This window comes from Microbacterium sp. gxy059, from assembly GCF_050958665.1.
Classification (GTDB): domain Bacteria; phylum Actinomycetota; class Actinomycetes; order Actinomycetales; family Microbacteriaceae; genus Microbacterium.
Map to the genome: position 1 here is coordinate 1 of NZ_JAMXWT010000030.1, position 14,210 is coordinate 14,210.

Genomic DNA, 14,210 nt, shown 5'->3' on the forward strand with positions numbered 1-14,210 from the left:
GCCAGTTCGTCAGCGAGCCTTCGGAGATGCCGAAGTCCTTCGCGATCTGCGCCAACGGCGCCTGACCCTGGCGGGCCACGGCCACGACGTCGTCGCGGAACTCCTGCGGGTACGGCTCGGTCACTGGGACATCCTTCCAGAGAGGACGAATCCTCAAAGTTCAGACGTCAACCAAACCCGGGGCAGTCCCCTCCGCTACACCGGCCTCGTCTCCGTGTCAGCGTCCAATGCCGAAGATCTCGACGCGGCTGTCGCGGCGATCGAGCAGGCCGCGATCCAGGCATCGTGCGAGACCCGGCTGATCGTGGGTCAGCAGGCGCAGGCGTTCACCGCGGCGGCTTTGCCGCTATGCCGAGTGATCTGAAATCGCAAGGAGGACTCAGACTGTCGGGCTTGAATCTCCACCGATCTGAGTTTTCCCCCCAAGAGCAGCAACTGCAGTCCCCACCACAGCGAGACCAGCGGTCACAAGCATGCCGGTGATGATGGTCTGAAACTTCTTGTTCTCTGAATCTTTTGCAGCTTCAGCATCTATCGCATCCTTCAAGAGTCCCAGGATTGCGAACCGATCCTCAGAAGATAGGTCTTCTCGTTCTAGTTCGCGGCTAAGGATCTCGCGGTACTCAGCGAAGGCTTTATGCACCTTCTTCTGACTCTTCCAGTTGAATGAACGAGCCTGGGTGACTTCATCCTTCACCTGTTCGAAGGTGCCCAAAACCAGATCTTTGAAGTTTGGGAACTGCGCAACGATGCTCAGTGCAACTTCCTTGTCGAGCTTCGGCAGGTCAGACACGAAGGTCATGAACTTGTCTTTTGAGAGATTCCTCCACGACTCAATGCCAAGACGCTTCATCAGCTCGATCTCAGTTGATTGTGGATCGAGATCACTCATACTTGCGCTCCTTGCCTGCACCGCTCCCAATCGGTCACGTATGCAAAGCATATCGGGCTCTTCGCAATCAGGGGTGTAGGGGGGTCTGAAGCCGCCGGCCTCGAGCAGGCTCCTCGCGATGTCGTTCGTCAGGTTGCGGAAGCCGAGGGCGGAGCCGCGGAGGTGCTCGAGGCGACCGTTGATCGCCTCTGTGGGGCCGTTCGACGTGCCGGGCTGGTCGAAGAACGCCAGGATGTCCGCGGCGCGCTGCTTCAGCGTCCGGCCCAGGCGACGCAGCTCGACCAGGGCGGTCGGGACGCCGTCGCTGACCGCGTCGATCACGGCCTTCATCGCCGTCTTGCCGACCTGCTTGTCGGGTTGCCGGTAGGCGGCGATCATGCGCTGGTAGATGCCCCAGGTTGCCTCGACCTCGACGTGCTCGGAGACCGCGAACAGGGACTCGAGGTGGGCTTGCTGCCGGTCGGTGAGGAGCCCGGCGCCGGTGTGGAGGGTGCGGCGGGCCTTGTAGAGCGGGTCGTCCTTCCGGCCGCGCCGCCCGTGCAGGGACTGCTGGACGCGACGCCGGCAGACATCCAGGGCGTCGCCGGCGAGGCGAACGACGTGGAACGGGTCCATCACCGCGATCGCGTCGGGCAGTTCCTCGGCAGCGGCGGTCTTGAACCCCGTGAACCCGTCCATCGCGACCACCTCGATGCCTCGCCTCCACTCGTTCGGGCGGCCGGCGAGCCAGGTCTTGAACACCTGCTTTGAGCGGCCCTCGACCATGTCCAGCAACCTGGACGGGCCTGTCTTCTCGCGGATCGGAGTGAGATCGATGATCACGGTGACGAACCTGTCACCCAGCCTCGTGTGCCGCCAGACATGCTCGTCGACGCCGATCACCCGAACCCCGTCGAACCGGGCCGGATCATCGATCAGCACCCGCTTGCCCTCCGCGAGCACCGCGGTGTTCGCCGTGTGCCAGCCGACACCGAGACCCGCCGCGGCGCGGGAGACGGTGAGGTGATCGACCACGACGGCTTCCAGCGCCCAGCGCATCCCGCCGCGAGAGAGCTTCGCGCCCGGCTCCGCCGCCGCGGTGGTGTCCTGCCGCCAGACCCGCCCGCACCCCGTGCACTTGTAGCGGCGGACGCGGACCAGCAGCGTCGTCTGACGGTGTCCGAACGGGACATGCGCCAGCCGGCGGACCAGAGTGTCCCGCGGCGCTCCTTCCGCGCCGCACCGCCGGCACCACGGATCGGGCTCGGCGACGCGACACTCCAACGTCGTCCGATCCGGGCCGCGGTGCTGCCCGACAACGACGAGCCCGAGCTCGTCGAGATCGCAGAACGTGGTCAGATCCGGGGTCGTGAAAGTAGGGTGGGGCAACGTCGAGGTCTTCCGTCGGACGGTCGTGTAGGAACTTCCATCCTGGAAGACCTCGACCCCTACCCGGCGACAACCAGCCGCCCCACGACTACACCCTCATCTGCGAAGAGCCGCGAACGGTACAAATACTTCACCTGCTCCGGCCGCAGGAAGAAGAACGGCTGCACCCGGTCCGCCATCATGATCGACCGCATCGACCGCGAAGTCGATCGCACCTTTGGCAGCCTCGGGCTCACCAAGGAAGAAGCCGAGCAGACCCGGGCCGTGCTGGGCCGCGTCTTCGATCAGCTCGACGCCTCCACCGACGACGAGCGCAAGCTCCTGATAGCCCAGGTTGAGAAGCTCGAAGCCGAACGGTTGAAGCTCGTCCAAGCCCGCTACGCCAACGCGATCCCGCTCGACCTGCTCAAGAGCGAGCAGGCCCGCATCACCGCGAATCTCGATGCGATCAAGCGTCGCCTGGACGGCCTCGCCACGACCTACCGGGAAGCGCGAGACGGGCTCGATCAGCTCGCTGATCTGATCACCGATCTGGGGGCTCTGTACCGGCGTTGCGAACCTGCTGCACGCCAGATTTTGCTGCGTGCGGTGTGCAAGAAAATCGTCATCGACGAGGACGAAACCATCTCGTACGTTTCGACCGACGCGGTCGCCGCCGCGAAATCCCCGGTGACACAACAAAAACACACCGGTTCGTCAGCGATCGAAGACTCGATCGCCGCCGAAACCGGCGTGCATCTGGGAGAAGTTTCGAACTTCTCACATTTGGTGGACCCAGGGGGACTCGAACCCCCGACCCCCTGCATGCCATGCAGGTGCGCTACCAGCTGCGCCATGGGCCCGTATTCTGTTATGTCTCCCTCGCGGGCAACTCCATTACTTTACAACGCTCCTCGCGTTCACGCGAAATCGGCTGCGTCGTGCGGGCGTGTCGGGAGTTCGAAGGGAACAGCGGGGCAGTCCTTCCACAGCCGCTCGAGGCTGTAGTAGTCGCGCTCCTCCTGGTGGAAGACGTGCACGACGAGATCGCCGAAGTCGCACAGCACCCAGCGGCCGCTCTGCTTGCCCTCGCGGCGCAGCAGGCGGTGCCCCTTCTCGTGCAGGGCGCGCTCGATCTCATCGGAGATGGCGACGACGTTGCGGTCGGAGCGTCCCGTGACGATGAGGAAGATGTCCGCCATCGGCATCGGCTCGGACACGTCGAGAGCGACGAGGTCCTCCCCGCCCATCTTGTCGGCGGCGACGACCGCCGCCTGCAGCATCTCGGCGGACTCAGGCGTGTGAACCACTAGTTGAAGACTCCCATTGCGTATGCACCCACGAGGGTGCCGATGATGGCGAGGCCGAGGACGCCCGCCGTGATTCCGAGGACGAGCACGATGCCGCGCCCCTTCTCGGGCTTCGGCGGGCGCAGGACCTCTCCCGCGCTCTTCTGCGTCGAGATCGCCGACGACGCGGCGATCGGGGTGGGCGACGATGCCGGCGGCAGCTCGCTGTCGAGCAGCACGCCGTCGACCTCGCGGCCGTCGGTGGTCCCGCGGGCGGCCCCCGTCGACCCCAGCCCCTCCGGAAGGCGGTGCGAGCTGGTCATGATGATGGAGCTCGGCGACGTCGCGTTGCCTCGGGCGATGAGGTCGTCGAAGCTCTCCTGCGGCCGCTTCGGCGCGATGCCCGCGCCGAACGTCGGCGCCAGCGAGGGCGCGTCGCCCTCGGCTCCCGACGGCTCGGGCCTCGGCGGCTCCGGACGCGTGAACAGCGGGGGTCGCGGGGCCTCCGCATCCGCGCCCTGATCCGTGCGCGCTCCCGAGGGGTCGATGACCGTCAGCGCGACGGTCTCCTCATCCCGCGTGTCGCGACGCTCCGGCTGCGGCGCGATCGGCGCCTCCCAGGGCATGGGGCGGCGCTCGTCGCCCGCCGTCTCCTCGGCGTCGGCAGGCTCATCGACGACGACCTCCGTCGCCTCGGCGCCGGTGGTCTCCGTCTCCGCGACGAGCTCCTCGGGGGCGTCCGCCTCATCGGCTTCCGTCCGCTCGGACCCCTCGGATCCGATGACGGGCAGCTCGTTCGTGCGCAGACGCCGCAGCTCGCGCCGCGTGAGGGGGCGACGTCCGTCGGCGCCGTCCTCGGCGCTCGCGACCAGGTGGGGAGCGCGCGGGCCCTCGGGAGCGCGCTCCGGCTCGTCCTCGACGGCCTCGCCCGCACCGGGCTCCGCGTCAGACGCCTCGCTCTCCGCCGGCGCATCCTCCGCGCTCTCGACGGGGTCGGCGTCCGCGTCGGCGACGGGCGCGGCCTCCGAGGCCACGCCGGCCTCCGCCGACGGGGCCTCCTGCTCCGGATCCTCTTCGGGCGACGCGGCATCGCTCTCGACGGGATCGACGCCCTTCGCGCGCAGCTCTCGCAGCTCGCGGCGCGTCAGAGGACGCCTGGTCGGCTCGCTCTCAGTGCTCATGCCCTGCTCCGATACAGATGGTGCTTCGCGATGTACTGCACGACCCCGTCGGGGACGAGGTACCAGACCGGGAACCCGCGCCTCACCCGGTCCCGGCAGTCGGTCGACGAGATGGCCAGAGCGGGGATCTCCAGCCGGCTCACGACCTCCTCCGGCAGCTCGCCCGTGTCGAGCTCGTGCCCGGGGCGCGAGACCGCGACGAAGTGCGCGAGGTCCCACAGCTCATGATGATCCCGCCAGCTGAGCATCTGCGCCACGGCGTCCGCCCCGGTGATGAAGAAGAACTCGGCCTCTGGCCGCTCCTCCCGCAGGTCGCGCAGGGTGTCGACCGTGTAGGTGACCCCGCGGCGATCGATGTCCACCCGACTGACCGTGAAGCTCGGGTTCGAGGCGGTGGCGATGACCGTCATCTCGTACCGGGACTCCGCCGGCGAGACGTCGCTCTTGTGCCACGGCTGGCCGGTCGGCACGAAGACCACCTCGTCGAGGTCGAACGAGGTCGCGGCCTCGCTCGCGGCGACGAGGTGCCCGTGATGGATGGGATCGAACGTCCCGCCCATCACGCCGACACGAGGCGCCCGCGAGGCCGTGGTCACCGGGGCCGCCTCAGTGCTGGTGGTCGCCCGAACGCGATCCGCGGTCGGCGTGGCGGTTCGCGACGTTGCGGTAGGACGCGACGATCATGCCGAGCACCGCGAAGATGCCGAGCGCGACGATGCCGTACGGAAGGGTCTCGAGCGCCACGTTCCCGTGGTGCTCGGCGGCCGCGACGACGGTCTCGAGGGAGGAGGCGAGATGCATCCTTGCTCCGTTCAGAGGGGGAAGACGATGTTGCCCCTCAGCTTATCGCGCGGGGCTGAGGGATCCGGTCAGCGGCGGGTCAGGGGCGGATCTGCCCCGTGCCGCGGCCGATCCACTTGGTGCTCGTGAGCTCCGGGAGGCCCATGGGGCCGCGCGCGTGCAGCTTCTGCGTCGAGATGCCCACCTCCGCGCCGAAGCCGAACTCGGCCCCGTCCGTGAAGCGGGTCGAGGCGTTCACGTACACGGCGGCGGAGTCGACCTCCGCGAGGAACCGCTCGGCGTTCACGACGTCGCGCGTGACGATCGCCTCCGTGTGGTGCGTGCTGTAGGTCGCGATGTGGTCGATCGCGTCGTCGAGGGAGTCGACCACCCGCATCGCGATGTCGAGGCTCAGGTACTCCTCGCGCCAGTCGTCCTCCGTGGCCGGGACGACGTCCGATGCCAGCGCCTGCACCGTCTCGTCGCCGTGCACCGTCGCGCCGCGCTCCTGCAGCGCGCGCACCACGAGCGGCACGAGGCGCTCGGCCGCGTCGCGCACGACGAGCACGCTCTCCGCCGAGTTGCACACGCTGACCCTGTGGGTCGCCGAGTTCACGGCGATGTCGACCGCCCAGTCGTCCGGAGCGGTGCTGTCCAGCACGACGTGCACGTTGCCCGCGCCGGTCTCGATGACCGGCACGATCGACTCCGTGACGACCGTCTCGATGAGCCCGGCGCTCCCGCGCGGGATGAGCACGTCGACGAGGCCGCGGGCGCGCATGAGGGCCCGCGCGCCGTCGCGGCCGAAGTCGTCGACGGTCTGGATCGCCTCGCCCGTGATGCCCTCGGCCTCGAGCGCGCCGCGCATCACGTCCACGAGGACCATGTTGGAGCGGATCGCGGCGCTGCCGCCGCGCAGCGCCACCGCGTTGCCGGACCGGAGGGCCAGGGCCGCGATGTCGACCGTCACGTTGGGGCGCGCCTCGTAGATCGCGCCGACGACGCCGAACGGCACGCGCACCTGCTCGAGCGTCACGCCGTTGGCGAGGCGGTGGCCGCGGACGACCTCGCCGACCGGATCCGGCAGAGCCGCCACCTGCCTCGTGGCCTCCGCGAGAGCCGCGATCCGCTCCTCCCCGAGCGCGAGGCGGTCGAGCAGCGACTCGGCGAGTCCGCTCTCGCGTCCGCGGGAGAGGTCCTCCGCGTTGGCCTCCACGATGCGCGGCGCCTCGGCGACGAGCGCGTCCGCGATCGCCTCGAGGGCCGCGGCCTTCTGCCCGCTCGTGAGACGCGCGATCTCGCGGGCGGCGGTCTGGGCGAGCCTCAGGCGGCTCTCGGGGGTCTCGCTGGTCACGGGGTCCTCAGCCTTCGTTCTCGTCGAGCGGGATGATCGGGAGCGATTCGGTCTTCGGGTGGCCGTCTTCGACGGGCGCGAACCACGTTCCCACATCGTGGCCCGCGAGCGCCTCCTGCACGTTGTCCGCGCTCGTCACGAGCGCTCCGACGCCGGCCTGCTGGGCCAGCCGCGCCGCGGTCGCCTTGGTCGCGGCTCCGCCCGTTCCGACGCTGTTGACCACCTTGCCGCCGAACTCGTAGGAGCGCAGGTCGTCGTCCGGCCCGATCACGTCGATCGGGTGCGAGCCCGGGCGGTCAGGCGGCGCCGTGTAGAGCGACGCGATGTCGCTGAGCAGGACGAGGGCGTCCGCGCGCAGGAGCCGCGCCACGAGAGCCGACAGGCGGTCGTTGTCGCCGAAGCGGATCTCGTGCGTCGCGACCGTGTCGTTCTCGTTGACGATCGGCATCACCCCGAGGGTGAGCATCCGCTCGATGGCGCGTCGGGCGTTCGACCGCGGCGTCGCCTCCTGCAGGTCGCTCAGCGTGAGCAGCACCTGGCCGGCCAGCACGCCGAAGCGGTCGAGGCTCGACTGCCATCGCCACAGGAGCACGTTCTGGCCGACGGCCGCCGCCGCCTGCTGCGTCGCGAGATCCGCGGGCCTGCCGTCGAGATCCATGAGCGACACCGCCGTCGCGATCGCGCCGGACGAGACGAGGATGATCTCCTGCCCTCGGCCGCGCGCCCGGATGAGCGCATCGACGAGCATGTCGATCCGCCACGAGGCGTCTCCGCTGATCGATGACGAGCCGACCTTGACGACGACTCTCTTGGCGGTGCTGATGTCCTGGCGCGCGTACGCGGTCACTCCGTATCGTCCATCCCTTCGAGCGACATGTCGTCGTCTCCACGGGCCAGTCGTCGCTCTTCTTCCAGGGCGCGCTCGATGGTGCGCGCGTCCTGACGGGCCCGGTACGCCTCTCGGCGCTCTGCGGTCGTGCGGCGTGCGCCGCTCTCGAGTCGTGCGTCCAGCCCGCGCGGCACCTGGGTGACCTCGGCGGCGGACGTCAGCGACGGATCCCAGTCGAACACGACCGAGTCGTCGTCGCCGATCACGACGGGCGAGCCGGGGACGGCCCCGGCCCGGAACAGCTCGTTCTCGATGCCGAGCTTCTCGAGCCGATCGGCGAGATAGCCGATCGCCTCGTCGTTCTGGAAATCGGTCTGGTGCACCCAGCGCTCCGGCTTCGCGCCCCGGATCCGGAAGAGGTTGCCGTACGAGCCGCCCTCGACCGTCACCGAGAACTCCTTCTCGGAGCCTCGCGGGCGGATGATGACGCGCTCCGCGGGCGCCTCGGCGGGCGTCGCCGCGCGATGGTCGGCGACGATCTCGCCGATGGCGTAGGTCAGCTCGCGCAGCCCCGTGTGCGCCGCGGTCGACACCTCGAAGACGCGGTAGCCCGCCGCCTCCAGGTCGGGCCGGACGAACTCCGCCAGCTCGGCGGCGTCGGGGACGTCGATCTTGTTCAGCACCACGAGCTGCGGGCGCTCGAGCAGGGGCACCTGCCCCTCGGGCACCTCGTAGGCCGCGAGCTCGGCGCGCAGCGCCTCGAGGTCGGAGACCGGATCGCGCCCCGGGTCGAGCGTCGCGCAGTCGAGCACGTGCACGAGCGCCGTGCACCGCTCGACGTGGCGGAGGAACTCGAGGCCGAGGCCGCGCCCCTCGCTCGCGCCCTCGATGAGGCCGGGCACGTCGGCGACGGTGTACCGCACGTCGCCGGCCTGCACCACGCCGAGGTTGGGGTGCAGCGTGGTGAAGGGGTAGTCGGCGATCTTCGGCCGCGCGGCCGAGATCGCGGCGATGAGGCTCGACTTGCCCGCGGAGGGGAAGCCCACCAGGGCCACGTCGGCGAGCGTCTTCAGCTCGAGGACGACGTCGCCCTCCCATCCCGGCGTGCCGAGCAGCGCGAACCCGGGCGCCTTGCGCTTGCGCGAGGCGAGAGCGGCGTTGCCCAGCCCGCCCTGGCCGCCGGGAGCCGCGATGAAGCGCATCCCCGGCTCGACGAGGTCGGCGAGGACCTCGCCGGACGGATCCTTCACGACCGTCCCCACGGGCACCGGCAGCTCGAGCGTCTCGCCGAGCGCGCCCGAACGGTGGTCTCCCATGCCGAAGCCGCCGTTGCCGGCCTTGCGGTGCGGCGAGTGGTGGTAGCTCAGCAGCGTGGTCGTCTGCATGTCGGCGACGAGCACGACGTCGCCGCCGTCGCCGCCGTTTCCGCCGTCGGGTCCGCCGAGGGGCTTGAACTTCTCACGGTGGACGGACACGCACCCGTTGCCGCCGCTCCCCGCCTTCAGGTGCAGGGTGACCTCGTCGACGAACGTGACCATCGATCCTTCTTCTCTGGGAGCGCGGGCGCGGAGCCCGGATGAACTCGAAAGGGGGCGAGCTCAGCTGGCCCGCCCCCTTTCGGAATGCAGATGAGTGGTGGTCGGAGATTACTCCGCGGCAGCCACCACGTTGACGACCTTGCGGCCGCCCTTGCTGCCGAACTCCACGGCGCCCGCCGCGAGGGCGAACAGCGTGTCGTCCTTGCCGCGGCCGACGTTCGCACCGGGGTGGAACTTCGTGCCGCGCTGACGGATGAGGATCTCACCCGCGTTGACGTCCTGGCCGGCGAAGCGCTTCACGCCGAGGCGCTGGGCGTTCGAGTCGCGACCGTTGCGAGTGGAGCTTACGCCCTTCTTAGATGCCATTTCCCGAGCCTCTCTCGACGGATTACTTGATGCCGGTGACCTTGACGCGCGTGAGCTCCTGACGGTGCCCCTGGCGCTTCTTGTAACCGGTCTTGTTCTTGAACTTCTGGATGACGATCTTCGGGCCGCGGAGGTCGCCGAGGACCTCGGCGGTGACCTTGACCTTCGCCAGCGCGTCGGCGTCGGTCGTCACGGCGTCGCCGTCGACGAAGAGGACGGCGGGCAGCTCGATCGTCTCACCCTCGGCAGCCGGGACACGGTCGAGGGTCACGACCGATCCGACCTCGACCTTCTCCTGCCGACCACCGGCGCGAACAACTGCGTAGACCACGTTGATACCTGTTTCATCGGGGATGGCGCGGGGCCATCGCATCTCACGGTAAGACTCTGCTTGCATCGCGCTGGGTGGAGCGCATGTGCGTCTGCAAGGCTTTCTCGTCGCGCCGCCAGTGGGAGAGCGCGCGACACGGTGACGCACCAGCGGTTAACTCTACCCGATCCGTTCCTGTGAGGGCAATCAGGCCGGGCGGCGCGTCGCGCATCCGGCCCGCGGATCTAGGCTGGCGGGATGACGATCCTCGTCGACACCCCGCTCTGGCCCGCCCACGGCCGCCTCTGGGCGCACCTCGTGAGCGACGCGTCGCTCGCCGAGCTGCACGCCTTCGCGGAGCGGGCGGATCTGCCGCGCGTGAGCTTCGACCTCGACCACTACGACGTCCCCGAGGAGGCGATCGATCGCCTCGTCGCGCTCGGGGCGCGGCGTGTGACCGCGGCGCAGCTCACCCGCGCCCTCATCGCATCGGGCCTGCGGGTGCGGGCGAAGGACCGGCCGGCGAAGCGCTGACCGGCCCTTCTGATCACTTCTCGTCGTTCGCGGCCGGCGACACCGAGACGGCCGTGCCCTGCAGGGCGGCCGTCGTGACGCGGCGGCGCGAGCGTCCCTGCCCGGGGGCCTTCGGCTCGGGCAGCGCGTTCAGCACGGAGTCGAGCAGCTGCGTCGCCTCGGGCTTCGCCGAGGACGGCGTCTCCGGGGCGGCGGGCGACGTCTGCGCCGGGCGCTTGCTGCGGCGCGGGCGCTTCGCGCGGGGCTCCGACGACCTGCTCTCGGCCTCCGCTCCCCCGCGCGGCCCCTCGGGGAGGCCGATCGCGAGCTGGTCGAGCGACGCCGGCTCGGCGGAGGAGGTCGGCGCGTCGGCCGCGTGCTCCTCGTGAGGGAGGGTGGAGGCCGCGATCTTCGCGAGCGCCGACTTCGCGCCCTCGGTGTTCACGGGGGCCTTGTCCTCCTTCGGCGCGGAGGAGGAGGCCCCTCCGCCGTCGCCGTTCGACGACGAGGAGCGGCCGCCCTTGCCGCCGCCGTTCCCGCCGCGGGAGCGACGCGAGCCGCCGCTCGAGCGATGCTTGGACACCGGATCGTGGTGCACGATCACCCCGCGTCCGGCGCAGACCTCGCACGCCTCGCTGAAGGTCTCGAGGAGCCCCAGGCCGAGCTTCTTGCGGGTCATCTGCACGAGGCCGAGCGAGGTGACCTCCGCCACCTGGTGCTTCGTGCGGTCGCGGCCCAGGCACTCGACGAGGCGCCGCAGCACGAGATCGCGGTTCGACTCCAGCACCATGTCGATGAAGTCGACGACGATGATGCCGCCGATGTCGCGCAGCCGCAGCTGGCGCACGATCTCCTCGGCCGCCTCGAGGTTGTTCTTCGTCACCGTCTCCTCGAGGTTGCCGCCCGAGCCGACGAACTTGCCGGTGTTGACGTCGATGACCGTCATCGCCTCGGTGCGGTCGATGACGAGCGATCCGCCAGAGGGCAGCCACACCTTGCGCTCCAGGGCCTTCTCGATCTGCTCCGTGATGCGGAACTCGTCGAACGGGTCGCCGTCGCCCTCGTAGACCTCGACCCGCTCGAGCAGGTCGGGGGCGACCGACTCGAGGTAGCTCGAGATCGTGCGGTGCGACTCCTCGCCCTGGATCGACATCTTCGCGAAGTCCTCGTTGAAGACGTCGCGCACGATCTTCACGAGCAGGTCGGGCTCGCTGTGCAGCAGGGTCGGGGCGTTCCCCTTCTCGACGAGCGAGTTGATGTGCGCCCACTGCTGCGTGAGGCGGTTGACGTCGCGCGTGAGCTGCTCCTCGGTCGCGCCCTCCGCCGCCGTGCGCACGATGACGCCCGACTGCTCGGGCAGCACCTTCTTGAGGATCTTCTTGAGGCGCGCCCGCTCGGTGTCGGGCAGCTTGCGCGAGATGCCGTTCATGGATCCGCCAGGCACGTACACGAGGTAGCGGCCGGGGAGGGAGATCTGGCTCGTGAGGCGCGCGCCCTTGTGGCCGACCGGATCCTTCGTGACCTGCACGAGCACCCGGTCGCCCGGCTTCAGGGCCAGCTCGATGCGGCGGGGCTGGTTGCCCGTCTCGACGGCGTCCCAGTCGACCTCGCCCGAGTAGAGCACCGCGTTGCGGCCCCGGCCGATGTCGACGAACGCCGCCTCCATGCTCGGCAGCACGTTCTGCACGCGCCCGAGGTACACGTTGCCGATGAGCGACGCGTCCTGCGCGCGGGCGACGTAGTGCTCGACGAGCACGTCGTCCTCGAGCACGCCGATCTGCGTGCGCCCCTGCTTCGTGCGGATGATCATCTGGCGGTCGACCGACTCGCGGCGCGCGAGGAACTCCGCCTCGGTCACGACCGAGCGGCGACGCCCCGCCTCGCGCCCGTCGCGACGGCGCTGCTTCTTCGCCTCGAGGCGCGTGGATCCCTTGATCCGCTGCGGCTCGGTGACGACCTCGACCACCCGCTGGCGCCCGCGTCCGCCGTCCTGCGCGTCGTCGGAGCCTCCGCGGCGCCGCCGGCGGCGCGAGGAGCGGTTGCCGCCCTCGTTCGCGTCGTCGTGGTCGTCCGCCGGGGGCTCCGGGAAGAGGGACAGGTCCGGGGCGTAGAAGGCGAGGCGCGTCGAGACGCGCGATTCGAAGTCGGCGTCGAGGAGGCCGAGGCTCACCGCCGTGGGGATCTCCGGCTCGGCCGTCTCGTCGGCGCGCTCCGGCTCGTCGCTCCGCGCGCGGCCCTTCTCGTCTGCACCCCGCGGCTCGCCGTCCGACGAGCGCGTCTCCGCCTCGTCCGACGGGCTCTCGACCCGCTCCGGGGACTCCTCGCGCTGCGCGTCCTCGGCGCCCGCGCCCTGCGGAGCGGTCGCCCCGTCGGCGGTCGCCGGCCGCTCCGTCGGAGCCTGGGTCTCGGTCTCTGTGTTCTCGTTGTCTTCGGCCATCTCTGGCGAACTCCCTGCACGATCGGCCCAGCCGACCGTGAAAATCGCGTGGTCGTCCCCGTGCGGGACCCGACCCCTGTTAACGGTCTGCGACCGGCGTGGAACGCTCTGGCCGCGCGGAGCATTCGTCGCTCCGAAGTCTCGTGTCGCTCGTCGGCCCCTCGCGCGTGCGCCGGGCCGTACGGGTTCATTATCGCACCTCGACGGCGAACCGGCTCCACGCCGCCCCGCGCGGTGCTGAGAGCCGCCCCGCGGCAGGGGTGCGAGACTGTCAGCATGCAGCAGCAGACCAAGCGCCCGGCGCTCCTCGCCGTGTGGCTCGTGTTCGCGGGGATCATCGGCCTGTGGGCCGCCTTCTCGCTCACGATGGAGAAGTTCGCCGCCCTCGAGGATCCCGATCACGTCGCGGGATGCGACGTCAGCCTCCTCGTCCAGTGCACGGCGAACCTCGACTCGACGCAGGGGTCGGCCTTCGGCTTCCCCAACCCGCTCATCGGGCTCGTGGGCTGGATGGCGCCGATCGTCGTCGGCGTGGCGATCCTCTCCGGCGCGCGCTTCGCGAAGTGGTTCTGGGCGCTCTTCGCCGTCGGCATGACGTTCGCGTTCGGGTTCGTCTGCTGGCTGATCGGACAGAGCATCTACGTGCTCGGCACCCTGTGCCCCTGGTGCATGGTCACGTGGTCGGTGACGATCCCGTCGTTCTTCGCCGTGCTGCTGCACGCCGTGCGGATCGGGGCGATCCCCCTGCCGCAGGCCGTGCGGAAGCTCGCCGACGCGCTCATGGCCTGGCTTCCGCTCATCGTCACGATCTCCTTCGTGACGATCGCCGTCATGGCGCAGCTGCGCCTCGACGTGCTCGGCAACCTGTTCTGACGCCCCGCGCACACACACGAGAAGAGCCCGCGACGATCGTCGCGGGCTCTTCTCGTCGGCGCGTCGCGCTCAGGAGAACCAGAGCGCGAGCTCGCGCGCGGCCGACTCGGGGCTGTCGGACCCGTGCACGAGGTTCTGCTGCACCTTGAGACCCCAGTCGCGGCCCAGGTCGCCGCGGATCGTTCCGGGCGCGGCCGTCGTCGGGTCGGTCGTCCCCGCGAGCGCGCGGAAGCCCTCGATGACGCGGTGCCCCGCGACGCGGGCCGCCACGACGTCTCCCGACTGCATGAACTCGAGGAGCGGCTCGTAGAAGGGCTTGCCCTCGTGCTCCGCGTAGTGCTCGGCGAGCAGCTCGCGGCTCGGCGCGAACTTCCGCAGGTCCTTCAGCTCGTACCCCTTCGCCTCGATGCGGGCGAGGATCTGTCCGGTGAGCCCGCGAGCGACGCCGTCGGGCTTGATGAGGACGAGGGTCTCTTCAGCGGTCATGCGAGTGCCTCTTTC

Annotated in this window: 15 protein-coding genes, 1 tRNA gene and 2 pseudogenes; 3 read left to right on the top strand and 15 right to left on the bottom strand. The window is 69.8% G+C overall.

Going from position 1 to position 14,210, the window contains the following annotated elements; genetic code table 11:
• Positions 1-124 (bottom strand): transposase (locus NHL53_RS13630; RefSeq protein ID WP_433777461.1); only part of this gene is annotated, 124 nt, incomplete at its 3' end.
• 63 nt (positions 125-187) lie between these two features.
• On the opposite strand from NHL53_RS13630, the pseudogene NHL53_RS13635 reads away from it, so the two are divergent.
• Positions 188-364 (top strand): annotated as a pseudogene (locus NHL53_RS13635) (PrgI family protein); the annotation flags it as partial.
• A gap of 597 nt (positions 365-961) precedes the next feature.
• Here the strand turns inward: NHL53_RS13635 and NHL53_RS13640 are convergent.
• From NHL53_RS13640 to rplU, 12 genes and pseudogenes are all read right to left on the bottom strand, one after another.
• A pseudogene (locus tag NHL53_RS13640) lies at positions 962-2,260 on the bottom strand (ISL3 family transposase); the annotation flags it as partial.
• Between the two features lie 96 nt (positions 2,261-2,356).
• Positions 2,357-2,947: a hypothetical protein gene (locus NHL53_RS13645; protein ID WP_433777433.1), complete on the bottom strand. Its 591-nt coding sequence runs from the start codon at positions 2,945-2,947 to the stop codon at positions 2,357-2,359.
• Between the two features lie 79 nt (positions 2,948-3,026).
• Positions 3,027-3,102 (bottom strand) — tRNA-Ala (locus NHL53_RS13650).
• A 57-nt stretch (positions 3,103-3,159) separates the two neighbouring features.
• A complete protein-coding gene (rsfS, locus tag NHL53_RS13655) occupies positions 3,160-3,549 on the bottom strand; it encodes a ribosome silencing factor (protein ID WP_433777434.1) in 390 nt (129 codons plus the stop codon).
• Complete coding sequence (locus NHL53_RS13660; protein WP_433777435.1) at positions 3,549-4,709, bottom strand: hypothetical protein; 1,161 nt, start codon at positions 4,707-4,709, stop codon at positions 3,549-3,551. The genes rsfS and NHL53_RS13660 overlap by 1 nt, the downstream gene beginning before the upstream one ends.
• Entirely contained in the window at positions 4,706-5,305 is a 600-nt protein-coding gene (gene nadD, locus NHL53_RS13665) for a nicotinate-nucleotide adenylyltransferase (RefSeq protein ID WP_433777436.1), read from the bottom strand. Before nadD ends, NHL53_RS13660 begins: the two co-directional genes overlap by 4 nt.
• A gap of 10 nt (positions 5,306-5,315) precedes the next feature.
• Positions 5,316-5,510, bottom strand: coding sequence for a hypothetical protein (locus NHL53_RS13670; RefSeq protein WP_433777437.1), 195 nt, complete (start codon positions 5,508-5,510; stop codon positions 5,316-5,318).
• 79 nt (positions 5,511-5,589) lie between these two features.
• A complete protein-coding gene (locus NHL53_RS13675; protein ID WP_433777438.1) occupies positions 5,590-6,843 on the bottom strand; it encodes a glutamate-5-semialdehyde dehydrogenase in 1,254 nt (417 codons plus the stop codon).
• 7 nt (positions 6,844-6,850) lie between these two features.
• On the bottom strand, positions 6,851-7,690 hold the full coding sequence (gene proB / locus NHL53_RS13680) for a glutamate 5-kinase (RefSeq protein ID WP_433777439.1): 840 nt from the start codon (positions 7,688-7,690) through the stop codon (positions 6,851-6,853).
• The gene (gene obgE, locus NHL53_RS13685; RefSeq protein ID WP_433777440.1) at positions 7,687-9,210 is read right to left on the bottom strand and encodes a GTPase ObgE; all 1,524 of its coding nucleotides are present in this window, start codon (positions 9,208-9,210) and stop codon (positions 7,687-7,689) included. The genes proB and obgE overlap by 4 nt, the downstream gene beginning before the upstream one ends.
• 108 nt (positions 9,211-9,318) lie before the next feature.
• The gene (gene rpmA / locus NHL53_RS13690; protein ID WP_433777441.1) at positions 9,319-9,576 is read right to left on the bottom strand and encodes a 50S ribosomal protein L27; all 258 of its coding nucleotides are present in this window, start codon (positions 9,574-9,576) and stop codon (positions 9,319-9,321) included.
• Positions 9,577-9,598: 22 nt separating this feature from the next.
• Positions 9,599-9,907: a 50S ribosomal protein L21 gene (rplU, locus tag NHL53_RS13695; RefSeq protein WP_433777442.1), complete on the bottom strand. Its 309-nt coding sequence runs from the start codon at positions 9,905-9,907 to the stop codon at positions 9,599-9,601.
• A 237-nt stretch (positions 9,908-10,144) separates the two neighbouring features.
• On the opposite strand from rplU, the gene NHL53_RS13700 reads away from it, so the two are divergent.
• Positions 10,145-10,420 carry a DUF4031 domain-containing protein gene (locus NHL53_RS13700; protein WP_433777443.1) on the top strand — a complete coding sequence of 92 codons (276 nt, stop codon included), beginning with the start codon at positions 10,145-10,147 and terminating at the stop codon, positions 10,418-10,420.
• Between the two features lie 13 nt (positions 10,421-10,433).
• Here the strand turns inward: NHL53_RS13700 and NHL53_RS13705 are convergent, their stop codons facing one another.
• Positions 10,434-12,836: an Rne/Rng family ribonuclease gene (locus tag NHL53_RS13705; RefSeq protein WP_433777444.1), complete on the bottom strand. Its 2,403-nt coding sequence runs from the start codon at positions 12,834-12,836 to the stop codon at positions 10,434-10,436.
• Positions 12,837-13,112: 276 nt separating this feature from the next.
• On the opposite strand from NHL53_RS13705, the gene NHL53_RS13710 reads away from it, so the two are divergent.
• Positions 13,113-13,709, top strand: coding sequence for a vitamin K epoxide reductase family protein (locus tag NHL53_RS13710; protein ID WP_433777445.1), 597 nt, complete (start codon positions 13,113-13,115; stop codon positions 13,707-13,709).
• A gap of 69 nt (positions 13,710-13,778) precedes the next feature.
• Here the strand turns inward: NHL53_RS13710 and ndk are convergent, their stop codons facing one another.
• Positions 13,779-14,195, bottom strand: coding sequence for a nucleoside-diphosphate kinase (ndk, locus tag NHL53_RS13715; RefSeq protein WP_433777446.1), 417 nt, complete (start codon positions 14,193-14,195; stop codon positions 13,779-13,781).
• Positions 14,196-14,210: the final 15 nt, after the last annotated feature.

Excerpts from the sequence above, each read along its gene's own strand:
- NHL53_RS13660 (WP_433777435.1), bottom strand. The coding sequence starts at position 4,709 with ATGAGCACTGAGAGCGAGCCGACCAGGCGTCCTCTGACGCGCCGCGAG.
- NHL53_RS13670 (WP_433777437.1), bottom strand. The coding sequence starts at position 5,510 with ATGCATCTCGCCTCCTCCCTCGAGACCGTCGTCGCGGCCGCCGAGCAC.
- obgE (WP_433777440.1), bottom strand. The coding sequence starts at position 9,210 with ATGGTCACGTTCGTCGACGAGGTCACCCTGCACCTGAAGGCGGGGAGC.
- rpmA (WP_433777441.1), bottom strand. The coding sequence starts at position 9,576 with ATGGCATCTAAGAAGGGCGTAAGCTCCACTCGCAACGGTCGCGACTCG.
- NHL53_RS13700 (WP_433777443.1), top strand. The coding sequence starts at position 10,145 with ATGACGATCCTCGTCGACACCCCGCTCTGGCCCGCCCACGGCCGCCTC.
- NHL53_RS13705 (WP_433777444.1), bottom strand. The coding sequence starts at position 12,836 with ATGGCCGAAGACAACGAGAACACAGAGACCGAGACCCAGGCTCCGACG.
- NHL53_RS13710 (WP_433777445.1), top strand. The coding sequence starts at position 13,113 with ATGCAGCAGCAGACCAAGCGCCCGGCGCTCCTCGCCGTGTGGCTCGTG.
- ndk (WP_433777446.1), bottom strand. The coding sequence starts at position 14,195 with ATGACCGCTGAAGAGACCCTCGTCCTCATCAAGCCCGACGGCGTCGCT.